The 25,470-nt window shown below is 72.5% G+C and carries 19 protein-coding genes and 1 pseudogene; 11 read left to right on the forward strand and 9 right to left on the reverse strand.

What is annotated here, in order from left to right; genetic code table 11:
* Window positions 1–78 precede the first annotated feature (78 nt).
* Window positions 79–447 (reverse strand): helix-turn-helix domain-containing protein, encoded by a 369-nt coding sequence (locus OG406_RS10100; protein ID WP_164370301.1) that lies wholly within the window; start codon window positions 445–447, stop codon window positions 79–81.
* Window positions 444–704 (reverse strand): hypothetical protein, encoded by a 261-nt coding sequence (locus OG406_RS10105; RefSeq protein ID WP_081220082.1) that lies wholly within the window; start codon window positions 702–704, stop codon window positions 444–446. Before OG406_RS10105 ends, OG406_RS10100 begins: the two co-directional genes overlap by 4 nt.
* Window positions 705–933: 229 nt before the next feature.
* Here OG406_RS10105 and OG406_RS10110 point away from each other — a divergent pair, with 229 nt between their 5' ends.
* The 4 genes from OG406_RS10110 to OG406_RS10125 all read left to right on the forward strand — a co-directional run bounded on the left by OG406_RS10110 (window position 934) and on the right by OG406_RS10125 (window position 5,131).
* The gene (locus tag OG406_RS10110) at window positions 934–1,773 is read left to right on the forward strand and encodes a TIM barrel protein (RefSeq protein WP_329185365.1); all 840 of its coding nucleotides are present in this window, start codon (window positions 934–936) and stop codon (window positions 1,771–1,773) included.
* Window positions 1,774–1,817: 44 nt separating this feature from the next.
* The gene (locus tag OG406_RS10115; RefSeq protein WP_164370299.1) at window positions 1,818–2,714 is read left to right on the forward strand and encodes a 2-hydroxy-3-oxopropionate reductase; all 897 of its coding nucleotides are present in this window, start codon (window positions 1,818–1,820) and stop codon (window positions 2,712–2,714) included.
* Between the two features lie 227 nt (window positions 2,715–2,941).
* Window positions 2,942–4,399, forward strand: a complete 1,458-nt coding sequence (locus OG406_RS10120) for a catalase (RefSeq protein ID WP_329185367.1) — start codon at window positions 2,942–2,944, stop codon at window positions 4,397–4,399.
* 486 nt (window positions 4,400–4,885) lie between these two features.
* On the forward strand, window positions 4,886–5,131 hold the full coding sequence (locus tag OG406_RS10125; protein WP_081220078.1) for a hypothetical protein: 246 nt from the start codon (window positions 4,886–4,888) through the stop codon (window positions 5,129–5,131).
* Window positions 5,132–5,474: 343 nt separating this feature from the next.
* On the opposite strand, the gene OG406_RS10130 is transcribed toward OG406_RS10125, so the two are convergent.
* Together OG406_RS10130 and gcl are read right to left on the reverse strand one after the other, a co-directional pair.
* Window positions 5,475–6,386: an alpha/beta fold hydrolase gene (locus tag OG406_RS10130; RefSeq protein WP_329185370.1), complete on the reverse strand. Its 912-nt coding sequence runs from the start codon at window positions 6,384–6,386 to the stop codon at window positions 5,475–5,477.
* 116 nt (window positions 6,387–6,502) lie between these two features.
* Window positions 6,503–8,287, reverse strand: a complete 1,785-nt coding sequence (gene gcl / locus OG406_RS10135) for a glyoxylate carboligase (protein ID WP_329185372.1) — start codon at window positions 8,285–8,287, stop codon at window positions 6,503–6,505.
* A 1,031-nt stretch (window positions 8,288–9,318) separates the two neighbouring features.
* Between gcl and OG406_RS10145 the strand changes: the two are divergent.
* A pseudogene (locus tag OG406_RS10145) lies at window positions 9,319–9,699 on the forward strand (hypothetical protein); the annotation flags it as partial.
* A 69-nt stretch (window positions 9,700–9,768) separates the two neighbouring features.
* Here the strand turns inward: OG406_RS10145 and OG406_RS10150 are convergent.
* Window positions 9,769–11,373: an AMP-binding protein gene (locus tag OG406_RS10150; protein WP_267048851.1), complete on the reverse strand. Its 1,605-nt coding sequence runs from the start codon at window positions 11,371–11,373 to the stop codon at window positions 9,769–9,771.
* Complete coding sequence (locus OG406_RS10155) at window positions 11,370–13,049, reverse strand: AMP-binding protein (RefSeq protein WP_327408649.1); 1,680 nt, start codon at window positions 13,047–13,049, stop codon at window positions 11,370–11,372. The genes OG406_RS10150 and OG406_RS10155 overlap by 4 nt, the downstream gene beginning before the upstream one ends.
* Before the next feature lie 101 nt (window positions 13,050–13,150).
* Here OG406_RS10155 and OG406_RS10160 point away from each other — a divergent pair, with 101 nt between their 5' ends.
* The 3 genes from OG406_RS10160 to OG406_RS10170 all read left to right on the forward strand — a co-directional run bounded on the left by OG406_RS10160 (window position 13,151) and on the right by OG406_RS10170 (window position 18,206).
* Entirely contained in the window at window positions 13,151–14,014 is an 864-nt protein-coding gene (locus OG406_RS10160; protein WP_329185375.1) for a helix-turn-helix transcriptional regulator, read from the forward strand.
* Window positions 14,015–14,250: 236 nt separating this feature from the next.
* On the forward strand, window positions 14,251–17,103 hold the full coding sequence (locus OG406_RS10165; protein WP_266851729.1) for a helix-turn-helix transcriptional regulator: 2,853 nt from the start codon (window positions 14,251–14,253) through the stop codon (window positions 17,101–17,103).
* Window positions 17,104–17,414: 311 nt separating this feature from the next.
* The gene (locus tag OG406_RS10170; RefSeq protein WP_266851731.1) at window positions 17,415–18,206 is read left to right on the forward strand and encodes a S1 family peptidase; all 792 of its coding nucleotides are present in this window, start codon (window positions 17,415–17,417) and stop codon (window positions 18,204–18,206) included.
* Window positions 18,207–18,408: 202 nt separating this feature from the next.
* Here OG406_RS10170 and OG406_RS10175 read toward each other — a convergent pair whose 3' ends face one another.
* Complete coding sequence (locus tag OG406_RS10175) at window positions 18,409–19,515, reverse strand: winged helix DNA-binding domain-containing protein (RefSeq protein ID WP_329185378.1); 1,107 nt, start codon at window positions 19,513–19,515, stop codon at window positions 18,409–18,411.
* Between the two features lie 146 nt (window positions 19,516–19,661).
* Here OG406_RS10175 and OG406_RS10180 point away from each other — a divergent pair, with 146 nt between their 5' ends.
* A complete protein-coding gene (locus tag OG406_RS10180) occupies window positions 19,662–20,915 on the forward strand; it encodes a magnesium and cobalt transport protein CorA (protein ID WP_267048845.1) in 1,254 nt (417 codons plus the stop codon).
* Between the two features lie 92 nt (window positions 20,916–21,007).
* On the opposite strand, the gene OG406_RS10185 is transcribed toward OG406_RS10180, so the two are convergent.
* Window positions 21,008–21,946, reverse strand: coding sequence for a helix-turn-helix domain-containing protein (locus tag OG406_RS10185; RefSeq protein WP_267048844.1), 939 nt, complete (start codon window positions 21,944–21,946; stop codon window positions 21,008–21,010).
* Window positions 21,943–22,860 carry a peptidoglycan-binding protein gene (locus tag OG406_RS10190; RefSeq protein WP_329185382.1) on the reverse strand — a complete coding sequence of 306 codons (918 nt, stop codon included), beginning with the start codon at window positions 22,858–22,860 and terminating at the stop codon, window positions 21,943–21,945. The genes OG406_RS10185 and OG406_RS10190 overlap by 4 nt, the downstream gene beginning before the upstream one ends.
* A 316-nt stretch (window positions 22,861–23,176) precedes the next feature.
* Here OG406_RS10190 and OG406_RS10195 point away from each other — a divergent pair, with 316 nt between their 5' ends.
* Together OG406_RS10195 and OG406_RS10200 are read left to right on the forward strand one after the other, a co-directional pair.
* On the forward strand, window positions 23,177–23,638 hold the full coding sequence (locus OG406_RS10195) for a peptidoglycan-binding protein (RefSeq protein ID WP_164370285.1): 462 nt from the start codon (window positions 23,177–23,179) through the stop codon (window positions 23,636–23,638).
* A 165-nt stretch (window positions 23,639–23,803) separates the two neighbouring features.
* A complete protein-coding gene (locus OG406_RS10200) occupies window positions 23,804–25,447 on the forward strand; it encodes a peptidoglycan-binding protein (RefSeq protein ID WP_329185383.1) in 1,644 nt (547 codons plus the stop codon).
* The last annotated feature ends 23 nt before the right edge of the window (window positions 25,448–25,470 follow it).

The raw sequence follows: 25,470 nt of genomic DNA on the forward strand, positions 1-25,470 counted from the left end.
AAACGCCGCCCGGACGGTCCGGGCGGCGGCGGCCGACGGCGGGCCGGAGCCCGCCGTCACCCAGGGCGTTGTCGCTGGTCAGGCGCCCTTCTCACGGTTCAGGTAGTTGTAGACGGTGAAGCGGCTGACGCCGAGCGCACCGGCCACGGTCTCCACGCCGTGCCGCACGGAGAAGGCGCCGCGCGCCTCCAGGATGCGGACGACCTCCTGCTTGGCCCTGCGGTCGAGGTCCGCGAGCGGCTTGCCCTGCTTGCGCTCCAGGGCGGCGAGGATGTGGTCCAGCGAGTCGGCGAGCTGGGGCAGGCGCACGGCGACGACGTCGGCGCCCTCCCAGGACAGCACCACGTCGTCGGCGCCGGCCTGCTCGGGCGGCAGCATCTCGCCCCCCATCGCGTCGACCAGCGGCTTGACCGCCGTGACGAAGGGGTCGTCCCCGATACCGGTCACTTATCGCCCTCCCCGACGGCACCCACGACGTTGACCTGGAGGGAGACCCGGGTGGCGCCCGCCTCCAGGGTTCTGCGCAGCAGCGCGTCGACCGCGGTCAGCACGGAGTCCGCGCCGCCTTCCGCGGTGTTGCCGAACGGGCCGACATCCACGGCCTCCAGGTCGGCCGCCTCGATGACCTCGCGGGCGACCAGCGCGTGCCGGGGCGCCTCGTCGAGATCGAAGGGCTCGGTCGTGAACTCCACTCTCAATCGCACGGGCTCAACCTACTGCGCGGCGCCGCCACCCCGGCAGTCCCCTCCGCACGAGGGCGGCTTTCCGGTGGCACCCCCTTGACAAGCTCCGACACACGACGGCAATCTTCCATTAAGCAGAAACGAACTTCCGCAATACGGAATCTCCGGACTCCGCGAACACGGAGTCGCTGCGAAACAGCCGGCCCGGCCGACAGCACGGCCGCCAGTACGGAAGGGAGCGCCGACCCCCATGGGATTCGCAGACCAGCGCTTCAACGTCAACCTGTCGATCCTCTTCACGGAACTCCCGCTCCTGGAGCGCCCCGCGGCCGCCGCCGCGGCGGGCTTCACCGCGGTCGAGCTGTGGTGGCCCTGGGTCGACTCCCCCACCCCCGAGCAGTCCGAGCTCGACGCCCTGAAGAAGGCGATCGAGGACGCGGGCGTCCGGCTCACGGGCCTGAACTTCTACGCCGGGCAGCTCCCGGGTCCGGACCGGGGCGCCCTGTCGCTCCCCGGCGCGGAGTCGGAGCGCTTCCGCGCCAACATCGACGTGGCCGCCGACTTCGCCCGCTCGCTCGGCTGCACGGCGCTCAACGCGCTGTACGGCAACCGGGTCGAGGGCGTGGACCCGGCCGAGCAGGACGCGCTCGCCCTGGAGAACCTGGTCCTCGCGGCCCGCGCCGCGGACCGCGTCGGAGCGATCCTCCTGATCGAGACGCTCAACCGGCCCGAGTCCCCGCGCTACCCACTGGTGAGCGCCCCGGCCGGCATCGCGATCGTCGACAAGGTCAACGAGGCGACGGGACTCGGCAACGCCAAGTTCCTCATGGACCTCTACCACCTGTCCATGAACGGCGAGGACCTCCAGCAGGTGATCGCCGCGTACGCCGACCGGACCGGTCACGTGCAGATCGCCGACAACCCCGGCCGCGGCGCCCCGGGCACCGGCACGCTCCCGCTGGAGGAGCTCCTCGACCAGCTGGCCAAGGCCGGCTACGAGGGCTTCGTCGGCCTGGAGTACAAGCCGGGCGACCGGCCGAGCGCGGAGGCCTTCGACTGGCTGCCCGCCGCCGCCCGAGCCGCCCGCTGAGCGGCACCCCGAAGACGTAGCAGAGATTTCAGAGAGGCACCCTCATGAGCAACACGAATCTGCCCAAGGTCGCGTGGATCGGTCTCGGCATCATGGGCTCGCCCATGGCGGAGAACCTGATCAAGGCCGGGTACGACGTCACCGGCTTCACCCTGGAGAAGGACAAGCTGGAGCGCCTGTCCGCCGCGGGCGGCAGCGCCGCCGGTTCGATCGCCGAGGCGGTCCGGGACGCCGACGTCGTGATCACGATGGTGCCCGCCTCCCCGCAGGTCGAGGCCATCGCGTACGGCCCCGACGGCATCCTGGAGAACGTGAGGTCCGGCGCGCTGCTGATCGACATGTCCTCGATCACCCCGCAGACCTCGGTGGACCTCGCGAAGGCGGCGAAGGACAAGGGGATCCGCGTCCTGGACGCCCCGGTCTCCGGCGGCGAGGCCGGTGCGATCGAGGCCGTGCTGTCCATCATGGTCGGCGGCGAGCAGGGTGACTTCGACACGGCGGAGCCCATCTTCGAGGCGCTCGGCAAGACCATCGTGCTGTGCGGTCCGCACGGCTCGGGCCAGACCGTGAAGGCCGCCAACCAGCTGATCGTCGCCGTGAACATCCAGGCGTGCGCCGAAGCCGTGGTCTTCCTGGAGAAGTCCGGCGTCGACCTGAAGGCCGCGCTCGACGTCCTCGGCGGCGGCCTCGCGGGCTCCACCGTGCTGGCGCGCAAGAAGGACAACTTCCTGAACCGCGACTTCAAGCCGGGCTTCCGGATCGACCTGCACCACAAGGACATGGGCATCGTCACGGACGCCGCCCGCAACGTCGGTGCCGCGCTGCCCGTCGGCGCCGTGGTCGCCCAGCTCGTCGCCAGCCTGCGCGCGCAGGGCGACGGCGGCCTGGACCACTCCGCGCTGCTGCGCGCGGTCGAGCGCCTCTCCGGCGCCCAGATCTGAACGAGGCGACGAGCCGGCCCGGTTCCGTCCGGGCTCCCGAACCTCCGGGCCGCGGTGGCGCTGACACCTGTCCTGTCGCGCCCAGGCGCCACCGCGGCCCGGATCCTTTTCAACAAACTGTTGACGTCTCGTTCGCCCCGAACCTAGGCTCCACGAAGCGGAAGTGGTCCACATAGCGGAAGAACGTTTCCGCTGACCCCGCTGCCCACACGTACGGAAGGTCCACGATGTCGAAGCGCGTGCTCACGACCGAGTCCGGCGCCCCAGTCGCCGACAACCAGAACTCCGCCACCGCCGGCGTCGGTGGCCCGATCCTCCTCCAGGACCAGCACCTCCTGGAGAAGCTCGCCCGCTTCAACCGTGAGCGCATCCCGGAGCGTGTGGTGCACGCCCGCGGCTCCGGCGCGTACGGCTACTTCGAGGTCACCGACGACGTCACCGGCTTCACGCACGCCGACTTCCTGGACACGGTGGGCAAGCGCACCGAGGTCTTCCTCCGCTTCTCGACCGTCGCCGACAACCTCGGCGGCGCCGACGCGGTCCGCGACCCCCGCGGCTTCGCGCTGAAGTTCTACACCGAGGAGGGCAACTACGACCTCGTCGGCAACAACACCCCGGTCTTCTTCATCAAGGACCCCATCAAGTTCCCCGACTTCATCCACTCCCAGAAGCGCGACCCGTTCACGGGCAAGCAGGAGCCGGACAACGTCTGGGACTTCTGGGCGCACGCCCCCGAGGCCACGCACCAGGTGACCTGGCTGATGGGCGACCGCGGCATCCCGGCCTCGTACCGCCACATGAACGGCTACGGCTCGCACACCTACCAGTGGACGAACGCCGAGGGCGAGGCCTTCTTCGTCAAGTACCACTTCAAGACGAACCAGGGTGTCCGCAGCCTCTCCGGCGAGCAGGGCCAGGAGCTCGCGGGCAAGGACCCGAACTCCCACCAGACGGACCTGCTCCAGGCCATCGAGCGCGGCGTGAACCCGTCCTGGACGCTGTACGTGCAGCTCATGCGGGCCGCCGAGGCGGCGGACTACCGCTTCAACCCGTTCGACGTCACCAAGGTGTGGCCGCACCAGGACTACCCGCTCCAGCGCGTGGGCCGGCTGGTCCTGGACCGCAACCCCGACAACGTCTTCGCCGAGGTCGAGCAGGCCGCGTTCTCCCCGAACAACTTCGTTCCGGGCATCGGCCCCTCCCCCGACAAGATGCTCCAGGGCCGGCTGTTCGCCTACGCGGACGCGCACCGCTACCGCCTGGGCGTCAACCACACGCAGCTCGCCGTGAACGCGCCGAAGGCCACGACCGCGCACAACTACGGCCGTGACGGTCTCATGGCGTCCAACGCCCAGGGCCGCGCCGCGAAGAACTACGAGCCGAACTCCTACGACGGCCCCGTCGAGACCGGCCGCCCGCTGGCCGCTCCGCTCGCCGTGAACGGCCACACCGGCACGCACGAGGCCCCGCTGCACACCAAGGACGACCACTTCTTCCAGGCGGGCGAGCTCTACCGGCTGATGTCCGAGGACGAGCGCTCACGGCTCGTGGCGAACATCGCCGGCGGTCTCTCCCAGGTCTCCCTGGACGACGTCATCGAGAAGAATCTCGCCCACTTCCACGCCGCCGACCCGGAGTACGGCAAGCGCGTGGAGGAGGCGGTCCGCGCCCTGCGCGAGGACTGATCCCCGGCTCGCGTGCCGCCTCTGACGGGAGGTCAGGGCGGCGCGCGTAGCCCGCGGAAACCATGCGGCCCGGATGAGGGGTGGCCGCAGGACCCTCCGCGGGCGAGGCGAGGACCGCGGCGGCATACGAGCCAGTGCGGTGGTGAAGGTTCCGCGACCCCCTTCTCGACCTGAGGGAAGAGGCGTCACGGTTCCGTCGCATCCGCCGCGGTCCCAGCCACACACGTTCCACCGGCCCGTACGGGCCCCACACGCCCCGTCCGGCGGCGCGAACGTCCTGTCGCGCCCAGCCTCGCGCCGTCGGACGGCAACAACCTCACAGCGCGAACAGCCTCACGGCTCACCGGCCGGGTGCCGGGTACGGACGGTCCCGTACCCGGCACCCGGCCGTCCGCGTCGAGAGCCCGGCGGACCGGGTTCGCGGCAGGACCTCCGGGTGCGGAATACGGCCGGGCGCAGCAGCCTGGGAGCATGGAGGCTGACGGCATGGACTTTCCCCGGACGGTGGTGCACCCGCCCGGCCTGGACGGATCGCGGCGGGTCACCGCGGGCGACCGGTTGCTCGGCATCGCGTACCACCTGGACGACGTGGTCGAGATCCTGCGCCAGGCGGACGTCGACCTCGACGCGATCGAGGTCGAGAAGACCGACATCATCGAGTGGGTGGGCGGCGGTCCCGACGACTGGCCCGGGCTCTCCGAGTACCCGGAGGACGGAGTCCCCGGGCGGTGAGTCCGGCGGCACGCGGGGGTGCCCGGCGCGGCGGGGCGCTGCCGGAAGCACCCGGTCGAGACGGGCGGCAAACGGGCCCCGGACGTACACCAGCGGGCGTAGCGGGCCTACGGAACCCTCAAATCAAGCTCTGAACACCGCCCCGGGGGCTTCAACTCCCGCCGGATGGGGCCCATTCTCGGCACACGGGGCCCGCCGGCACGGGGGCGGCGGGTCCCGCACGGGGGTACGGGGGAAGCACGGGAACGACAGCGCGGCGGCGAGGCCCGAGGGCCTTCGACCGTCGCGCTGTCGCGTGCGGGACCGCGCCGGCTTCGGCGCCCATCACTCCCCGGCGGGGTTCTCACCTGCCGCGGGGACGGCTGGGGCTTCTGACGCGGCTCGGGGCGACGGCTCCCGGATCGTCCAGGAAGGGCAGGACGTGCCGCAGGAAGAGCCCCGGGCGTTCGTTGTACGGTTCGTGGCCGGTCGGCAGCAGCACGCTCGACACCCGTGCGGGAAGCGCGCGCCGGGCGCGGCGGCCGTCGAGGAGTGCGGGGACGACCGGGTCGCGGCTCCCCCACAGCAGCAGGATCGGCAGGTCGAGACCGGCCGGGTCGGCGAGCCCGAAGTCGGGGTCGGCGAGAGCGCGCCAGATCGCGCAGTGCACGGCCAGTCTCCGCTCCTCGTAAGGGAGTTGGCGGGCGCGGGCGTACGTCTCCCGCGCGCTCGGCGAGCCGAGGCGGCCGAGGTAGGCGCGGGCCAGGGGGACCACCAGGCGGCGGGCGCGGACGGGACGGCCCATCACCTCGCGGCAGAACCAGCGGGTGAGCGCGGTGTGCCGGGTGAAGCCCGCGGGGTCCACCAGGACGAGCGCGGTGACCGCCGCGGCGCGCGGACCCTGGGCGAGCCGGCAGGCGACGTAGCCGCCGACGCTGTTGCCGAGGACGGCGATCCGGCGCACCCCGTGCCGGGCGGCCAGCACGTCGATCACCCGTTCCGCGACGGCCACCAGCCCTTCGGGAGTGACCCGTTCGGGGTCGCGCGCGGTCGAGCCGCCGTAGCCGGGCCAGTCGACGACATAGGTGCGGTGCCGGTCGGCCAGGGCGGGCAGCACGGCGTCGAAGTCGCGCCCGTCGCCCGGGTTGGCGTGCAGCAGGAGCAGCGCGGGCGCCTCGGCCCGGTCGGGGTCCCGCCCGGGCCCGGTGGGGCCGACGGGCTCCGCGAGGCAGCGTACGGCGATGTCGCCGAGGGGGGTGGGGACGGTCATCCGCATGAGCCGAGGATGCCGGAAGGGTCCGCTCCTGGGAACAACGCGCCGGGGCGGCCCATCCTCCCGGGATGGGCCGCCCCTTCGTTCACGCGGCTGCTTCTGTTCGGGTGCGGGCCGCGTCAGACCTTGAGGGTCCGGATCGAGGTGGGCGTGTGGCCCGGCTCGGTCGCGACCTCCTCGAACTCCACGACGGCACTGATGTCGTTGGTCTTGCTCATGGCGATGTTGGTGACACGCTCCAGGATCGCCTCGACGACGACGGGCACCTGGAACTCGGCGGCGAGCTTCTTCGCCTGCTCGAAGGCGGCGCCGAGTTCGCTCGGGTCGGTGACCCGGATCGCCTTGCAGCCGAGCCCCTCGACGACCTTCACGTGGTCGACGCCGTAGACGCCCAGCTCCGGGGAGTTGATGTTCTCAAACTCCAGGTTGACCTGGAAGTTGATGTCCAGGCCGATCTGCGCCTGCCGGATCAGGCCCAGGTAGGCGTTGTTCACGAGGACGTGGACGTAGGGGATCCGGTGCTGGGCGCCGACGGCCAGTTCCTCGATCATGAACTGGAAGTCGTAGTCGCCGGAGAGAGCGACGACCTGCGCGTCCGGGTCCGCCTTGGCGACACCGAGGGCGGCCGGGATCGTCCAGCCGAGCGGGCCCGCCTGGCCGCAGTTGATCCAGTGGCGCGGCCGGTAGACGTGCAGCATCTGGGCGCCGGCGATCTGCGAGAGGCCGATGGTGGAGACGTACCGGGTCTCCGGTCCGAAGGCCTTGTTCATCTCCTCGTAGACCCGCTGCGGCTTGATCGGGATGTCGTCGAAGTGCGTGCGGCGCTGGAGCGTGGCCCGCTTCTCCTGCGCGGAGGCGGCCCAGGCGGAGCGGTCGGGCAGCTTGCCCGCCGCCTTCAACTCCCGTGCCACCTCGACGAAGAGCTCCAGAGCGGCCTTGGCGTCGGAGGCGATGCCGAACTCCGGGGCGAAGATCTTGCCGATCTGGGTGGGCTCGATGTCGACGTGCACGAAGGTGCGGCCGGCGGTGTAGACGTCCAGCTTGCCGGTGTGGCGGTTGGCCCAGCGGTTGCCGATGCCGAGGACGAAGTCGGACTCCAGGAACGTCGCGTTGCCGTAGCGGTGCGAGGTCTGGAGGCCCACCATGCCGGCGTTCAGCTCGTGGTCGTCGGGCAGGATGCCCCAGCCCATGAGCGTCGGGACGACCGGGGTGCCGGTCAACTCGGCGAACTCGACGAGGAGTTCGGTGGCGTCGGCGTTGATGACACCGCCGCCGGCCACGATCAGGGGACGCTCGGACGCGTTCAGCAGTCCGATCGCCTTCTCGATCTGGGCGCGGGTCGCGGCCGGCTTGTACGCCTGGAGCGGCTCGTAGGTGTCGGGGTCGAACTCGATCTCGGTGAGCTGGACGTCGATGGGCAGGTCGATGAGGACCGGCCCGGGACGCCCGGAGCGCATCAGGTGGAACGCCTGCTGGAAGACGCCGGGGACCTGCGCGGCCTCCAGCACCGTGACGGCCATCTTCGTGACGGGCTTGGCGATCGACGCGATGTCGACGGCCTGGAAGTCCTCCTTGTGGATCACCGCGGTCGGCGCCTGGCCGGTGATGCACAGGATCGGGATCGAGTCGCCGGTCGCGGAGTACAGGCCGGTGATCATGTCGGTGCCCGCCGGACCCGAGGTCCCGATGCAGACGCCGATGTTGCCGGGGTGCGTACGGGTGTAGCCCTCGGCCATGTGGGAGGCGCCCTCGACGTGCCGGGCGAGGGTGTGGTTGATGCCGCCGGACGCCTTGAGCGCCGCGTAGAAGGGGTTGATCGCCGCACCCGGGACGCCGAACGCGTTGCTGACGCCCTCGCGCTTGAGGATCTCGACTGCCGCGCGGGCAGCGGTCATACGAGCCATGGAGTTCTCCTGCTTCGGATGTCGGATTCTCCCGCTCCCGTCGCGCCCCGCGGAGAGCTTTAGATTCCGTATTGCGGAAACTAACTTCTACTATCTGGAAGCAATGTAGGCGGAGGAGGAGGGAGCGTCAAGGGTGGGCCGCTCTTGCCGTCCTGTCGCGGGGCGTCGGGCCGTTTCGCTGCCGAAGGCGGCCCGGCTGGAGGACGATGGGCACGCTGACCCGACGTGACGTCCTGGAGTGGGCCATGGCCGAGAGCGTGCCCGTGCGGTGTCCGGCCTGCCGCCGCGAGCACCGCTACGCGGCGCAGTCCTATCCCTGTGTCTGCGGGGTGCCCGTGGCGCCCTCGCTCGACGCCCTGGTGGAACCGACGGTCGTGACCGTGCGCGCGTGGGACGACGAGTGGGCCACCGTGCGCTGCGGGGCCTGCGCCCGCGAGACCCAGTGGCCGCACCCGGAACTGGGCTGCGACTGCGGGACGATGCTGCGGATCCCCGTCCGGGCGGCCGGGGCGCTCCCTCCCCCGCGGGACACGGACCGCGCCACCGGGCCCGATCGACATGCCGACGCCGGCGCGGGCGACCGCACGGACCACGACCTCCCCGGCGGCCTGCCCGCCGAGGGCGGCACCCGTCGGCCCGGCGGCCCTGACCACCGCGCCGATGCGGGGACCGAGGAGCTCCGGCCTCCCGGCGGGGACGAGGAGCAGCCCCGGGACGGCGGTCGACACGGAACGCCGTCCGTCGACGGCCCGGCGCATCAGGGCGGCGGCGGAGCCGGCACCCGGGACACGACCCCCGCCGAGGCCGCCGCCCCGGCGGCGGACACCGGCCGGGACGAGCGCCGCGACGCCGGTGACGAAGCGACAGCGGACACCCCGGGCCGAAGCCGGGACGCCCGCCTCGACACCCCGCCCGGCGCGACGACGGGCATCGGTCCGGTCGGGGGCCGGGACGCGGGTGGCGACCGGGCGCCGGGCGGCGGCACCGGCGCGACGGTGGATGGCGGGACGTCGGACGACGGTGCCGGAAGGCGGGGCCCGTTCCGGCCCGTGACCATCCGGACCGCGCGGGACGCGGTCACCGCCGCCGCGCTGTATCTGCGCTGGCTGGGCTATCCCGACGTCCGGCGCGCCGACCAGCGGCCGCCCTCGGGGATCGGGCTCGCCGCGCGCGGCATCCTGGCGCAGGTCGACCCCACCGTGCGCCCGGCCTCGCTGCGGGACGTGGAGTGCCTGTGGCTGACGGCGATGACGGAGTCGGCGGCCTGCGTGTACTTCTCCCTCGCGGGCTACGCCGAGGACGCCCTCGCCCGGGCCGACGCCCTCGGCGTACCGCTGTTCGTCCTGGACCTCACGGGCACCCCGCAGCCGGTGAACAGCCCGGCCGACGACCTCGTCGCCGTCGGGGGCTGACCACCGGCAGGTAACCCGCGGACCCGGGCCCCGGGACCGACACCCGCACCCGCACCCGCACCCGGGGCCCTACTCGGCGTACGTCTCCCGCAGTTCGATCTTCCGCACCTTGCCCGACACGGTCATCGGGAAGGACTCCAGGACCCGCAGCCGGCTGGGGATCTTGTAGTGCGCGAGCCGGCCCTCGCAGTAGGACCGCAGTTCCTCCAGCGTGAGCGGGTCCGCCGGGTCGCGCGGGATGACACAGGCGAGCACCTCCTCGCCGTAGCGCTCGTGCGGGATGCCGACCACCTGGACGTCGGCGATCTTCGGGTGGGCGTACAGGAACTCCTCGATCTCGCGCGGGTAGATGTTCTCGCCGCCGCGGATGATCATGTCCTTGATGCGGCCGACGATCTCCACGTAGCCGTCCTCACGCATCGTCGCGAGGTCCCCGGTGTGCATCCAGCGCCCGCTGTCGACGGCCTCGGCGGTCCGCTCGGGCTCCTCCCAGTAGCCGAGCATGACGCTGTAGCCGCGGGTGCACAGCTCTCCGGAGCTGCCGCGCGGCACGGTCACGCCGTCCGGGCCGACGACCTTGACCTCCAGGTGCGGCAGGACCCGTCCGACGGTGCCGGTGCGGTGCTCCAGGTCGTCGTCCCGGCGGGTCTGGAGGGAGACCGGGGAGGTCTCGGTCATGCCGTAGCAGATGGACACCTCGGCCATGTGCATCTCGGCGACCACCCGTTTCATCACCTCGACCGGGCACGGCGAGCCCGCCATGATCCCGGTGCGCAGGGTGGACAGGTCGTACGTCGCGAAGGCAGGGAGGTTCAGCTCCGCGATGAACATGGTGGGGACGCCGTAGAGCGAGGTGCACTTCTCGCGCTGCACGGCCTCCAGGGTCGCCACCGGGTCGAACGACGGCGCCGGGACGACCATGCACGCGCCGTGCGAGGTCGCCGCCAGGTTCCCCATCACCATGCCGAAGCAGTGGTAGAAGGGCACCGGGATGCAGATGCGGTCCTGCTCGGAGTAGGCGACCGACTCGCCCACGAAGTAGCCGTTGTTGAGGATGTTGTGGTGGGAGAGCGTGGCCCCCTTGGGGAAGCCCGTGGTGCCCGAGGTGTACTGGATGTTGATGGGGTCGTCGCAGGACAACTCGGCCGCGCGGGCGTGGAGGTCTTCGGACAGGTCGGGGGTCCCGCGCCGCAGCAGCCCGTCCCAGCTCGGGTCACCGATGTAGACGGTCTCCCTCAACTCCGGACACGCGCCCCGCACTTCCCCGACCATCGCCCGGTAGTCGCTGCCCTTGTGGCTGAGGGAGGCGAACAGCAGCGAGATCCCGGCCTGCTTGAGGACGTACTCGACCTCGTGGGTGCGGTAGGCCGGGTTGATGTTCACCATGATCGCGCCGACGCGGGCGGTGGCGTACTGGACGAGCACCCACTCGGGGCAGTTGACGGCCCAGATGCCCACCCGGTCGCCCTTGGCGACGCCACTGGCGAGCAGCGCGTACGCCAGCTCGTCGACGGCGGCGCCGAACTGCGCGTACGTCCAGCGGCGGCCGGACGGCACGTCGACGAGCGCCTCGCGGTCCGGCCAGGCCGCCACCGCGCGGTCGAGGTTGGCGCCGATCGTGTCGCCGAGCAGGGGGGTGCCGCTCGTCCCGTGGGTGTACGACGGTTCGCTCACCGGAAGTCCTCCTCGCGGTACTCGGCGTCCGAGCCGGCGGCCGTGGCCTCGCGCAGCTCGATCCGGCGGATCTTGCCGGAGACGGTCTTGGGCAGCTCGCCGAACTCCAGGCGGCGGATGCGCTTGTAGGGCGCGAGCACCGAACGGGCGTGCTCGAAGAGCACCTTGGCGGTGTCGGGCCCCGGCTCGTAGCCGGCGGCGAGGACGACGTACGCCTTCGGGACGGCGAGGCGCAGTGCGTCGGGGGCCGGGACCACGGCGGCCTCGGCGACCGCCTCGTGCTCCAGGAGCGCGCTCTCCAGCTCGAACGGCGAGATCTTGTAGTCGGAGGCCTTGAACACGTCGTCGGCGCGGCCGACGTAGGTGATGTAGCCGTCGGCGTCGCGGGAGCCGATGTCGCCGGTGCGGTAGTAGCCGCCCGCCATCGACTCGGCCGTACGGTCCGGTTCGCCGTGGTAGCCGGTCATCACGCCCACCGGGTGCTCGGACAGGTCGAGGGAGATCTCGCCCTCGGACGCGCCGGGCGCGCCGGACACGGGGTCGAGGAGTTCGACGCGGAAGCCGGGGCTGGGCCGGCCCATGGAGCCGGTCTTGAGCGGCTGGCCGGGGCTGTTGGACACCTGGACGGCGGTCTCCGTCTGCCCGAAGCCGTCCCGGACGGTGACGCCCCAGGAGCGCCGGACCTGCTCGATGACCTCGGGGTTCAGCGGCTCACCCGCGGCGACGGCCTCGCGCGGCGGGGTGCGCAACTGGGTCAGGTCGGCCTGGATGAGCATCCGCCACACGGTGGGCGGGGCGCAGAAGGTGGTGACGCCCGCGCCGTCCATCTCCGCCATCAGGCGGCCCGCGTCGAAGCGTGTGTAGTTGTGCAGGAACACGGTCGCCTCCGCGTTCCACGGAGCGAAGAGGTTCGACCAGGCGTGCTTGGCCCAGCCGGGCGAGGAGATGTTCAGGTGCACGTCGCCGGGCCGGAGGCCGATCCAGTACATGGTGGACAGGTGGCCGATCGGGTACGAGACGTGGGTGTGCTCCACCAGCTTGGGCCGGGCGGTGGTACCCGAGGTGAAGTAGAGCATCAGCGGATCGTCCCCGTGGGTGGGCCCGTCGGGCTCGAAGGCGGAGTCGGCCGCGGCCGCGTCCTCGTACGACTGCCAGCCGGGGTGCGCGCCGCCGACGGTGACGCGGGTGTAGCGGCCGGGCACGGCGTCGAACTTCGCGGCGTCCTCGGCGCGTGCGATCACGTGCCGCACCCGGCCGCGCTCGACCCGGTCGGCCAGGTCGGCGGGGCCGAGGAGCGGGGTGGCGGGGATGACGACGGCGCGCAGTTTCATCGCGGCGAGGGCGGTCTCCCACAGCTCGACCTGGTTGCCGAGCATGACGAGGACGCGGTCCTCGGCCCGCACGCCCAGCTCGCGCAGCCAGTTGGCGACCCGGTCGGAACGCTCGGCCATCTCGGCGAAGGAGACCTGGACGCGGTCGCCGTTCTCCTCGACGATGTGCAGGGCGGTGCGGTCGTTGTCCCGCGCGATGACGTCGAACCAGTCGAGGGCCCAGTTGAACCGGTCCGGGCGGGGCCAGCGGAAGCCCTCGTAGGCCGTCGTCCAGTCCTCCCGGTGCTTCAGCAGGAAGTCCCGCGCGGCGCGGAACTCCTCCGTCGCACCCGTGGTCGCCGTCATGTTTCCTCCTCGTTGCCGGACCGCCGCCTACCATCGTGTATTCCGTGATGCAGGTCTCACCACCCCCGAACGGGGGTGCGCCGCGACGAAGGGGCGAGCAGGTGGCAGCTGACACAGCCGAGGCGGTGGAGGTGCGGGGCGCGCTGGTGCGGCTGCGCCGCGCGACGGGGCTGCCCGTCGCCTTCGGCGGCCTGGTCGACCCGGGCGGCCGGCTGATCCGCATCAGCGAGCTGAGCGGCACGTCGACGGCGGCGCTGAGCGCCCTCGGGGTCTCCTCGGGCAACGGCCTGGGCGGCAAGGCGGTGGCCCTCGCCCGGCCGTGCGCGGTGACCGACTACTCGGCGTCCCGGCAGATCAGCCACGAGTACGACATGGCGGTGGCGACGGAGGGGCTCTGTTCCGTCCTCGCGGTTCCGGTGGTCGTACGCCGGCGGGTGCGCGGTGTGCTGTACGGGGCTCTGCGTTCGCCGCAGCCGCTCGGTGACCGCACGCTCGGGGCGGCCGTCGCGGCGGCCCGGGACGTGGAGCAGGCGCTGGTCGTCCGGGACGAGGCGCGGGCGCTGCTCGGCGTCGTCCGCGCGTCCGGCCCCGCGGCGGACGGTGCCCGCGGCACGGGCGGCGCGGCCTGGGAGGAGGTGCGGGAGGCGCACGGGGCACTGCGGGCGCTGGCCCCGCGGATCGCCGACCCGCGGCTGCGGGACGAACTGCTGGCCGTGTGCGGCCGGCTGGCCGGTGCCGCGGCACCGGCGGAGGAGGCGGCACCGCGGGACGCGGGTCTCGCACCCCGCGAGCTGGACGTCCTCGCGTGTGTGGCGGCGGGCGCGACGAACGCGATCGCCGCCGCCCGGCTGGGCGTGCGTCCGGAGACGGTGAAGGGGTATCTGCGCTCGGCCATGCGCAAGCTCGGCGCCCACACCCGTCTGGAGGCGGTCGTCGCCGCGCGCCGTGCCAGGTTGCTGCCGTGACAGGAACACGCGTCCGTGACGGTGGCGCGCGCGCCGCCGTTGCGGGACGCTTCGTTCCGCGGGGTGGCGAGGCCCGCCGGTCCGGCGGAACTGCCTTCCTGGGGCCTGCCATTCAATCCGCCGTGCTCTGAAATCAGCTATGCGGAGCCGTTGTTATTTCCCTCACCACCCCGACTGTCCGAAATTCAAAGAGACATTGCCTAACATTGGCCCGGACACGACACGTGAGGGGAGCGGTGACCGTGCGAGGGGACTTCCAGGAACCTGCGAGAGCGCGCCCCGACCTGGTCATCGGCCGGGAGGAGCTCTTCGCCCGCGCCCGCGAGCAACTCTCCGGCGGTGGCAGTGTGCTCGTGCACGGCCCCGCGGGAATTGGGAAATCGACCGTCCTGCGGGCGCTGGCCGCCGAATGCGCCGAATCGGCGCGGACCGTGTTGCGCTGCTCGTCCACCGAGACCGAATCCCATCTCCCCTTCCTCGCGCTGGCCGATCTCCTCGGTCTGGTCGTCGACGAGATAGCCGACCGGCTGCCCCCTCCGCAGCGCACCGCCCTGGAGTCGGCCCTCACCGGACGCGGTGAGTCCACCCTCCAGCGCGACGGGCTCGCCCTGCGGCTCGCGGTCCTCTCCGCGTTCCGGGCCCTGGCCGCGCGCGGTCCGGTGCTGATCGTCGCCGACGACCTCCAGTGGCTCGATCCGGCCAGCGCCGAACTGCTCGGCTTCGCCGCCCGCCGGCTCGGCGGCATGCCCGTCCGCATGCTCTGCGCCGTCCGTACGGACACCGAGCCGCAGGCCCAGGAGCACGACGGCTATCTACGCGCGTCCCCGCCGGAGACCCTGGCCGTCCGGGTCACCCCGCTGTCGCGCACCCATGTGACCGAACTCCTCGGCCGGCGCGGCTACACGGGCCTGTCCCGCTCCACGGTGCGCGACATCCACCGCACCAGCGGCGGCAACCCGCTCTTCGCCCTCGAACTCGGCCGCGCCCTCGCCGAGTCCCCCACGCCGCCGAGCCCCGGCGAGCCGCTCCCGGTCCCGACGTCCCTGCGCGCGCTCGTCCTCAGCCGCCTGGAGATGCTCTCCCCCGAGGCCCGCCGCACCCTCCTCGTCGCGAGCGCGGGGGCCCGCCCGACCCTGGCCCTGCTGCACGCGGCGGGCCGGGTGAACGCCGAGGCGGAGACGGCCTCGGCGGCGGCGCTCGGACTGCTCGCCACCGAACGCGAGACCCCCGGCATCCGCTTCGCGCACCCCCTCGTCTCGGCGGCGCTCTACGCGGAGGCGGGCGCCCAGGAGCGGCGCGCCGCGCACGCCGCCCTGTCCGGGGCCGCCTCCGACCCGATCGAACGGGCCCGCCACCTGGCCCTGTCCACCACCGGCACCGATCCCGCCGTCGCCGCCCGGCTCGGTGAGGCGGCGACGGCGGCCCGGGACCGGGGCGCGCCCTCGGTCGCGGTCGGGCTCGGGCTGCTCGCCGCCCGGCACACCCCGGCGGGAACCCGGCCCGGCCCGGACGAACGCCGCCTGCAGGCGGCGGAGGACGCGCTGACGGCCGGGGAGACGGATCTCGCGCGGGACATCGCGCGGCAGGTACTGGCACGGGCCACCGCCCCCGCCGACCGGGTCCGGGCCTGGATGGTCGTCGTGGACTCCGCCGGACAGGCCATGGCCGAGATCGACGCCGTCTTCCCGCAGGCCCTCGCGGACGCCGGCGACGATCCCGGCCTCGTCGCCCTCGTCCGCTACCAACTCGCCTGGCGCGCCCTGCTCATGGACGGCGAGATGGCCACGGCGCGCGAGGAGGCCGCCCACGCGGCGCGTCTCGCGGCCCGCGCCGGGGACCGGCGCACCGAACTCCTCGCGCTCGGCTTCCAGGCGCAGATGGAGACCCTGATGGGGCACTCGGACGCGCCCTCGACCATCCAGCGGGCGATGCGTGAACCGCAGGACCCCCGGGTGGCCTGCGACCACAACGGCGCCGGTGCCGCCCGCTTCCGCTGGCTGGTCATGGGAGACCGGCTCGCCGAGGCCCGTACGACCATCACCGCGCTGCTCCGCGAGGCGCAGCGGCGCGGCATGGTCGAGAGCGAACTGCACTTCCTGCGCGGGCTCGCCGAGACGGAACTGCGTTCGGGACACTGCGGCCGCGCCCTCGACCTGTCCCGGGAGAGCCTGCGGCTGGCCCGCGACACGGGCATCGGGGAGGCCGCGACCGCGATGCTCACCTCGCTCGCGGAGGCGGCGGGCGGTGACGTCGACCGGGCTCTCGCGCTCGCCCGGGAGGCCGTGGACCGGGCGGAGGAGGACGGCGACCTCGTCTACCTGTCCCGCGCCCTCGGCGCCCTGGGGCACGCCCAGTTGGTCGCCGGGGACGCTCCCGCGTGCGTCCGGTCCCTGCGCCGTGTACGGGAGTTGGAGGAGGGACTCGGTGTCGTCGACCCCGCGCGCGGGCGCTGGCACGGGGACCTCGCCGAGGCACTGGTCCGGGTCGGCGAGGCCGCGGAGGCGCAGGACGTCATCGACGTGACCCGGCAGCGCGCGCTGCGGCTGGAACGCGAGAGCGTCCTCGCCGTGCTCGACCGCGCAGAGGCCCTGGTCCGTGCCGCGCGCGGTGAACAGGGTCCCGCCGAACGGCAGTTGTCCTCCGCGCAGGACCGCCTGGCCAAGCTCGGCCACGGTCTGGAGGAGGCACGCGCCGCGTACGCTCTGGCCGGGCTCCGGGCCCTCCCCCACCCGCTCGGCTCCGCCCGGGCAGCGGGGACTCCCGCGCCGGGGCCCGCCTCGTACGACGAGGCGGCCCGCCTGTTCCGCCGGTGCCGCGCGCTGCCCTGGCTCCGCCAGGTCGAGACGGCCGCCGCCGCGCACCGCCCGGCCGCGCCGCCGCTCGCCCCGGCCGCCCTCGACACCCTCGCCACCACCGAGCGGCAGGTCGCCGCCCTCGTCATGGAGGGAGCGACCAACCGGGAGATCGCGGCTCGTCTGTTCATCAGCGTGAAGACCGTGGAGGCCACGCTCACCCGGGTCTACCGGAAGCTGGGGATACGGTCGCGGGTCGACATCGTCCGGTTGGCGGCGGAACGCAGGGCCGACTGAGCGGATTTCCGCTCCGCCGTCCTCCGGGAAACGGCGCACCGCGATGCCCCCTTCGGGTGAACCGGCCGATGCCGGGCGGCCGGTCCGGGCCGGGATCAACCGGGCGCCGCGCGCGTCAAACCCCGACCGGTCCGGCCAAGGGTTTTCCCTCCGCCGACCCCACGAGGGGCTTCCCTCCTTGGGGAAGAGTGACCGCACGCCCTAGCGTGTGGCCGTGCCGCTCGCTCGGGCACACGGCTCCCCCGCCATGGGTGCCGTGACTCACCCCCCACACCCGTGCGTCCCCCCACCGGCAACTTCCAAGGAGACCCATGTCCGGGCTCGACCGTGCCAAGAAGACCGCCGCCGTCTGCGTGGCGACCGCTGCCGCCGCCGCGACCGTGCTCCTCGGCGCCCCCTCCGCCGTGGCCGAACCCCAGCCCATCGTGGGCGGTACGACCACCACCACGACCGCCTATCCGTTCATGATGCAGATCACCGACGCCTCGCAGAACCAGTTCTGCGGCGGCACCCTGGTCGCCGCCAACAAGGTGGTGACGGCCGCGCACTGCATGGTCGGCGAGTCCACCGGCAGCGTCCGCGTCGTGGGCGGGAGAACGTACCTCAACGGCACGAACGGCACCGTCAGCAAGGTCAGCAAGATCTGGATCAACCCCGACTACACGGACGCGACCAACGGCGACGACGTGGCCGTCCTGACCCTGTCGACGGCGATGTCGTACACCACGGCCAAGTACGTCTCCTCCTCGGACACGGGTGTGTACGCGACCGGCGCCTCGGCCCGCATCGTCGGCTGGGGCACCACCTCGGAGAACGGCGGCTCCTCCAACCAGCTGCGCACCGCGACCGTGCCGATCGTCTCCAGCGCCAGTTGCGCGAGCTCCTACGGCTCCGACTACGTGGCCTCCGACATGGTCTGCGCCGGATACACCTCGGGAGGCGTCGACACCTGCCAGGGCGACAGCGGCGGCCCGCTGCTCATCGGCGGGGTGCTGGCCGGCATCACGTCCTGGGGCGAGGGCTGCGCGGAGGCCGGCTACCCGGGTGTCTACACCCGGCTGACGACGTTCTCCAGCCTGGTGACCGCGCAGGTCAACTCGTAGTCATCAAAAACTTCCTGAGTATCCCTCAGGTAGCAGCAGGGGGGCGTTGCGGGCCTCCACGAGCGGCCCGCAACGCTCCCCATCCACCTCCCGGCCACCCCCGCGTGCCGGCGGACAGCTTCCCCGCAGCGCCCCCTGTCCGCCGGCCCCTCACGTCCCGGCACCGTCGCGCTCCGCACGTCCCGTCGCCGTGCGGCGCCGGTCAGGGCCGGGCGACCGTCCCGAACCGCACGTCGTGCCCCTCGCCCGGATGCATCGCCGCGAGCATCCGCTCCCCCTCCGCGACGACCTCGGCACGCCGCCCCTTGGTCAGCTCCCCGAAGGGCTCGACGACGAGCGCGCTCTCCTCCAGCCGCCACAGCCCGGCGAGGAATCCGTCGACGAGCAGGGTGCAGTAGGCCTGGTTGCCCTGCCAGGCGCGCCCCTTGAGGTCGGCCGGCACGACCCGGGAGCGGTCGGCGTGGGAGAGCAGCAGGTTGTCGAACTCGGGCAGGAAGCGCGGCGGCGCCGGGATGTCGGCCTGCGGACGGGAGGCGTCGGGGAGGTCGAAGAGTTCCACGCCGTTCTCGTCGCGGAAGACCAGCAGCTCGGGCCGGAGCCGCTCGAAGACCTCCCGGAGCCGGGTCAGGCCGGCCCACGTCTGCATGTCCTTGACCGAAGCGGGCCCGTAGGCGGCCAGGTAACGCAGGACGGTCGCGTCCGGAGTGGGGACCGGTTCGGCGGGGCGGCCCAGCCAGTGCTCGGCGGTGGTGAGGGCGACCTGGCCGCTGCGCCCCCACAGGCCGCGCGGGGTGACCTGCACGAGGGGCAGGGTGCAGCGGGCGGCGACGGAGAGGGCGAACGGGTCGGCGTCCGGCCACTCGACGAGCAGCGCCTCGCGCAGTTCCTTCATCGTGCGCGGCCCGGCCTCCACCAGTTCACGGCTGATCGCGGCGAGCCGGGCCAGATCGACGCCGGTGAGCCCCTTGCGGAAGTGGCCCAGCTCCCGGTCGCGGGCGGCCTGCACCAGGGGGCGCAGGGTGAGGGCGTCATCGGCGGTGTGCGTGTGGATCGTGGAGCGCATGGTGACGATCCGGACGACGTCGCGCGCGTCCATCGCGGCCGACAGCTCGCCGGGCCGGAAACCGTCCAGCCGGGCGGCGAGCGCGTAGTACGGCGGCTTCACGTTCTGCGCCTGGAGACCGAGGAGGTGCTCGACGGCCGCGGTCGCGGACAGCGGGGAGCGGCGCAGCAGGAGCTGACGGTCGAGGGTCGCCCGGTTGAGGGCGCGGGTGCCGAGCACGGGGGCCGTCGTGGTCGTCTTCGTCATGCTCCGCACGCTAGTCCCGCTCGCGGACACCTACGGTCCGCAACTCCGTCGCGATCGCGCCGCCGCCGGATGCTCCCAGGCCGTATGCCCCGTATATCCTGCTCAGTGATCACACAGACGTACGGTCGACTCTGGAGGCAGCCGCGATGTCGGAGCGACGCGCCCGCTCAGCCTCGAAGAACCCGCGCCACCAGCGGGACCGGAAGGACCCGGGCGACACGGCGGGGAACGCCGGGGAGCCGAGGACGTCCGGGAGCCCCAAGAGCGCCAAGGAGACGCGGAAGTCCGTCTGGCGCCGCGCCCTCGCCGCGCCGTCCCCCGCGCCCACGCGGCCCTCGTCGGCGGACGTCGAGCCGTCCACGCCCGAGCCCTCCGAGGTCGCCAGCGTCGTCCAGGCCGCGCTGTACCGCGACGGGGTGCGGGTCTCGACCCCGGAGTCCCTCGCCGACACCTTCCGTGAGCTGCGCGAGCACCCGGACGGCATGGCGTGGATCGGCCTGGCCCGTCCGACCGAGGCCGAACTGCTGTCGCTGGCGGCGGAGTTCGACCTGCATCCGCTGGCGGTCGAGGACGCGATGGAGGCGCACCAGCGGCCGAAGCTGGAGCGCTACGGCGAGACGCTGTTCGTCGTCCTGAGCGCCGCCCGCTATCTCGACGCGGTCGAGGAGGTCGATTTCGGCGAGCTGCACGTGTTCGTGGGGCCGGACTTCGTGATCACCGTCCGGCACGGCGCGGCGCCGGACCTCTCCGCGGTGCGCCGCCGCATGGAGGACAGCCCCGAACTGCTCCGGCTCGGACCCGAGGCCGTGCTCTACGCGATCCTCGACTCGGTCGTCGACGGCTATGTACCGGTCGTCTCCGGAGTCCAGAACGACATCGACGAGATCGAGACCGAGGTGTTCCGCGGCGACCCCGCGGTGTCCCGGCGTATCTACGAACTCTCCCGCGAGATGGTCGAGTTCCAGCGTGCCACCCGCCCGCTCGTCGGCATGCTGCACGGCCTGATGGCCGGCTTCGCCAAGTACGGCACGGACGACGAACTCCAGCGCTACCTCCGCGACGTCGCCGACCACGTCACCCACACCAGCGAACGCGTCGACGGCTTCCGCCAGGCACTCACGGACATCCTGACGGTCAACGCGACGCTGGTGACCCAGCAACAGAACGCGGAGATGCGGGCGTTGGCGGAGGCGGGCTTCGAACAGAACGAGGAGATCAAGAAGATCTCGTCCTGGGCCGCCATCCTGTTCGCCCCGACACTGGTCGGGACGATCTACGGGATGAACTTCGACCACATGCCGGAGCTCACCTGGCAGTTCGGCTACCCGTTCGCCATCGGTCTGATGGGCGTGGTGTGTGTGAGCCTGTACTTCATCTTCAAGCGGCGGCACTGGCTGTAGGGCGGTCCGGGGCCGGCGTGGTACCAGGGCTCACCGTCACCCCGACACCTCGCAGTCACCCCGTCACCCCGCAGTCGCCCCTCACCTCGCCGTCACTGCGCCACCCTGCTGTCGAAGCACTCCTTCGTGTCGCTCGCCGCCGGCAGGAAGCAGGCCGTGACGACCGCGCCGGGGAGCGTCGCCGTCATCGGCGTGTAGACGAAGGAATCGGTGTCGACGTCGTCCTTGATCTTGGCGCGGCGCACCGGGCTTCCCGCGCCGTCCGCGCTCATCTCGATCCGGTCGCCGACGCGGGCGCCCCAGGTCCGCGCCCAACTCGCCGCGCACCAGCGGTTGTAGCGCACCTCCATCCAGGCGCCGGTGGACATGCGGCGGCGGACGAGGGTCTCGGGCTGGGCGCCGCACTTCGTGACCATGGGGCTCAGTCCCTCGCAGGCCGCTCCACGGCAGGTCGGACGGGTCGGGGGCGTCGCCGCCGACGAGGCCGGCGCGGCGGAGTGCCGCGCGGCGCCGTGGTCGCGGGCCAGTACGACGAGCGCCACCGTCGCCCCCGCGACGACCACGGCGCACACCGTCGCCAGGACGGCCAGGAGGGTCACCGTCCGACGGCCGGGCGGCGCGGAGACCGGCCGCTGCGGCACCTGGTGAGCGGGTGGCGCGACCTGGGCGTGGGCCACCGTCGGCGGCGCGCCCGTCGGCCGAGCGGTCGCCTCGGGCCTCGGTGTCGCCGTCGGCCGTGACGGCGACGCCTGCGGTGCCGTCGCCGCCCGAGGGGCCTCCTTCGCCCGGCCGCTCCATCCGGACTCCGTGATCTCCCAGAGCGCGAGGGCCCGCCCCTCCGGCTCACCGGCCAGCACGCACAGCTCCCGTACCGCCTGTCGCGGCGGCAGCGCCTTGCCGTTGAGGTAGCGCTCCCAGGACGACCTGCTGTACGCGGTCTTCGCCGCGAGGCCGGACAGGCTCAGACCGGTGCGTTCCCGCAACGCCCTCAACTCGGAGGCGAGCCGGGCATGTTCGGGCGACGGTGTCATCCCCGGAGGGCCTTCCAGGTGTGCGGCCCGGCGATGCCGTCCACATCGAGATGCGCCTGCCTCTGGAAACGCTCGACCGCGCCCATCGTCAACGGGCCGAACATCCCGTCGATGCCGCCCGGTGAGATCCCCGCCCTGCGGAGCAGGCACTGCACCTCGGCCACCTGGGGTCCCGAGTCCCCGTACGCCACGGTGGAGTCGGTGGCACGGCTGTTGCCCGCGTACCAGCGCCCGTCGGCTCGTTCCAGGTGACAGCTGTACGCGGCCTTCGTGGCGGCCGGCGGCGCCGCGGCGGTGGAGGCGTGCCCGGCGGGCGCCGGTGCGCCGCCCTTGTCGTCGTCCATGATCCGTACGGCCACGAACACCGCCGCCGACGCGGCGAGCACGAGGGCCACGGAGCCCGAGACAAGGGCGATACTCAGCGCCCGCCGGGATATTCGGGGTTCTCCGGCGGCCCGCGTCGCGGACGTCGTCACCTGCTCCGGCTCCGGTGCGGCCGCCTCCGCTCCGGCCGGGACCGGTGCGACCGCTGCCACGGCCGACGGGCCCGCGTCCGTCAGCACCGTTTCCGTCGGGGCGGGTTCCGTGACGGCGTGTCCCGCTGCGCCCTCTTCCGGCGCGTCCTGCTCCGGCGCGCCCGGCGGCCTGTCCCGCCATGCCGCGACGGCGACCTCGTGCAGGGCGAGGAGCCGGGTCGGGTCCTCACCGCCGATGCGGGCCATGGCCTCCACCGCGTCGCGCGGCGGCACCGACCGGCCGCCCAGATACCGCTCCCAGGACTTGGCGCTGTACCCGGTCCGGGCCGCCAACTGCCGCATGGTCAGTCCGTTGTGGTCCTTCAGCCGGCGTAAGCGCACCAGCAACTGCCGCACGCGCGGGTCGAGTTCCGCAGGCAGCGCTTTCCAACGCGACATGTTCCCCCACCACGCGTTCCTGATCAGTGGCCATGGTCAGTGCCCCCTGTGCCGTCGCATTGTGCATCAGCGGACACCGGGCCGCACGGCAACGTGGTTGCTGCACTCAAGTGTCATCCCGTCACGACCGTCACCGCCGTCCCACCGAACCGTCTCTCGGGACGGTGTCCCCGCAGGTCAGCGTGGGGGACGTCCCGTCGTGACCCCACTTGCGGCGCACCGCTGGTGCCCCTCGCCCCGCACGCCGCACTCTCGTCTCGCCACCTGCACCACAGCCGTGGAAGGTGTGCTCGACGATCCGAGAGGGAAACGACGTATGCGATCGACAGTCTTGGCCAGGGCCCTGGTGGGTACCGCCGCAGTGATCGGACTCGCCGCCGGCGGCCTGGCGACAGCCGGACCCGGCTTCGCCGCGCCCGCCCAGACCCCGCGGACCCAGTCCGTCTCCATCCTCGCGACGAACAACCTGGGCCTGAGCACCACGCAGGCCAAGTACGTCCAGTGCTTCATGCGGGACGCTCCGGCGAGCTACACGGGCAGCATCGACGGCCAGCTGGGCACCAACAGCTGGAAGGCGATGCAGCGCCACCTCAAGGCGTACTGGAGCTACACCGACAGCATCGACGGCGACCCCGGCCCGAACACCATCAAGGCGCTGCAGCGCATGCTCAAGTTCGGCTGGGGCTACAACGACGCCATCGACGGCGACCCGGGCGCGGACACCAAGGCCGCGTTCAAGCGGTTCGCGAACGACTTCGCGTCCCTCTACCCGTGCTGACCGGTCCGACCGCCGTGTGAACCCCACCCCGCGGCCCGCTTTCCCGCTCCGGGAAGGCGGGCCGCGCCACGGCGGCCGGGCACAGGCCCCGTGGACATCGCGGCGAGGCCGGACACGGCTCGCCGAGGCAGGCCCACCCCTCATCGAAGGAGATGTCCCCCGCCCATGGGAAGACTTGCGATCCACGCTCCCGCCGACAGCGAGAGCCTTCGCCACCGGGACCCCGTCCGCGGCGGCCCGGGGTGGCGGGTCCGGATCGGGACCTTCGCCGCCACCGCGGCGATGCTCTCGGCCGGCGTCCTGCTCGGTGCCGGCCCCGCGGCGGCCGCACCGGCGGCGATCAAGCTGACCTCGTCGTCCTGTCCCACCGACATCGTGCAGGGCCAGACGAGCGGCTGCGTCACGGAGCTGCAGAACCTGCTCAACGCGCACGGTGCCGGGCTGCAGGTGGACGGCGAGTTCGGGGCGAACACCTACTACGCGGTGCGTGAGTACCAGGCCGCCACGGCGATCGCCGTGGACGGGCGGGTGGGCCCCCAGACCAAGAGCAAGCTGTACGCGACCGGGGGTTCGGCGCCCGCGCCGGTCAACCTCATGTCCTCCTCGTGCCCGGCGAACGTCGTCAAGGGCGACAAGGGCGGCTGCGTCAGCGAACTGCAGCGGCTGCTCCGCCACCACGGCTACTCGGTCGAGGTGGACGGGGACTTCGGGGCGGGGACGGAGACCGCGGTCCGCAGCTTCCAGTCCGCCCACGGTCTGTCGGTCGACGGTCAGGTCGGCGCGAACACCAAGCGGGAGCTGTACGACACCGACGAGTCGCCGTCGACGGGCCTGGACCTGCGGTCGGCCTCCTGCCCGGCGAACATCGTGGAGGGGCAGAGCGGCGGTTGCGTCGCCACCCTGCAGGCCCTGCTGAACGGCAAGGGCCAGCACCTCGACGTCGACGGCGGGTTCGGCCCGCAGACCCTGGCGGCCGTGAAGTCCTTCCAGTCCGCGAGCGGACTGTCGGCCGACGGTGAGGTGGGCGCGAACACCAAGGCCGCGCTGTACTCGAACATCGGCGGTGGCGGCGGCAGCGGAGCGCCGGCGCCCATCAACCTGAACTCCGGCTCGTGCCCGAGCGAGATCGTGAAGGGGCAGAAGAGCGGCTGCGTCACCGAGCTGCAGAGTCTGCTCAACCACCACGGTGCCGACCTCGCCGTCGACGGCGACTTCGGGTCGCTGACCGACAGCGCCGTGCGGGACTTCCAGGCCGAGAAGGGCCTCTCGGTCGACGGCCACGTGGGCACGAACACCAAGGCGGCGCTGTACGGGGCGGTCACCCCGCCGTCCTCGCCCGCGCCCGGCGGCGGCTACGCCAAGATCCTCACCGTGGCCGAGGCGGAGGCCGGAACGGTCGAGGGCAGCGCCCGCGCGAACAGCTACGGGTCCGCCGTGGGCCTGTCGCTGTCCACCGACGACTACGCCTGGTGCGCCACGTTCGTGAGCTGGGTCGGCAAGCAGACCGGAGCCACGTCCTACCGCAACACCTACGTGTCCGGCTGGGTGAAGCAGGCACGGGCCGGCAACTATCACCTGTCGGTGACGACCAGCCCGCAGCCGGGCGACATCGTGGCCTACGACTGGAACGGCGGCAACGACTTCACCGGCGGTCACGAGCACATAGGCATCGTGCGATCGGTGTCCGGCTCCAGCTTCACCGCCGTCGAGGGCAACACCGGTAATCCCAACGGCGGCAGCGACGGCGTCTACGTCAAGAGCCGCAGCACGAACAGCAATTACGACGTCCTCTTCATCCGGGTCCGCTGACATCACGCAGCGGCGCCACGGCT

The organism is Streptomyces sp. NBC_01428 (genome assembly GCF_036231965.1).
Taxonomy (GTDB): Bacteria; Actinomycetota; Actinomycetes; order Streptomycetales; family Streptomycetaceae; genus Streptomyces.

What these genes read in the sequence shown, in the direction of transcription:
- OG406_RS10110 (WP_329185365.1), top strand. Translation starts at nt 934, where the DNA reads ATGGGATTCGCAGACCAGCGCTTCAACGTCAACCTGTCGATCCTCTTC.
- OG406_RS10115 (WP_164370299.1), top strand. Translation starts at nt 1,818, where the DNA reads ATGAGCAACACGAATCTGCCCAAGGTCGCGTGGATCGGTCTCGGCATC.
- OG406_RS10120 (WP_329185367.1), top strand. Translation starts at nt 2,942, where the DNA reads ATGTCGAAGCGCGTGCTCACGACCGAGTCCGGCGCCCCAGTCGCCGAC.
- OG406_RS10125 (WP_081220078.1), top strand. Translation starts at nt 4,886, where the DNA reads ATGGACTTTCCCCGGACGGTGGTGCACCCGCCCGGCCTGGACGGATCG.
- OG406_RS10130 (WP_329185370.1), bottom strand. Translation starts at nt 6,386, where the DNA reads ATGCGGATGACCGTCCCCACCCCCCTCGGCGACATCGCCGTACGCTGC.
- gcl (WP_329185372.1), bottom strand. Translation starts at nt 8,287, where the DNA reads ATGGCTCGTATGACCGCTGCCCGCGCGGCAGTCGAGATCCTCAAGCGC.
- OG406_RS10155 (WP_327408649.1), bottom strand. Translation starts at nt 13,049, where the DNA reads ATGACGGCGACCACGGGTGCGACGGAGGAGTTCCGCGCCGCGCGGGAC.
- OG406_RS10170 (WP_266851731.1), top strand. Translation starts at nt 17,415, where the DNA reads ATGTCCGGGCTCGACCGTGCCAAGAAGACCGCCGCCGTCTGCGTGGCG.
- OG406_RS10175 (WP_329185378.1), bottom strand. Translation starts at nt 19,515, where the DNA reads ATGACGAAGACGACCACGACGGCCCCCGTGCTCGGCACCCGCGCCCTC.
- OG406_RS10180 (WP_267048845.1), top strand. Translation starts at nt 19,662, where the DNA reads ATGTCGGAGCGACGCGCCCGCTCAGCCTCGAAGAACCCGCGCCACCAG.
- OG406_RS10185 (WP_267048844.1), bottom strand. Translation starts at nt 21,946, where the DNA reads ATGACACCGTCGCCCGAACATGCCCGGCTCGCCTCCGAGTTGAGGGCG.
- OG406_RS10190 (WP_329185382.1), bottom strand. Translation starts at nt 22,860, where the DNA reads ATGTCGCGTTGGAAAGCGCTGCCTGCGGAACTCGACCCGCGCGTGCGG.
- OG406_RS10195 (WP_164370285.1), top strand. Translation starts at nt 23,177, where the DNA reads ATGCGATCGACAGTCTTGGCCAGGGCCCTGGTGGGTACCGCCGCAGTG.
- OG406_RS10200 (WP_329185383.1), top strand. Translation starts at nt 23,804, where the DNA reads ATGGGAAGACTTGCGATCCACGCTCCCGCCGACAGCGAGAGCCTTCGC.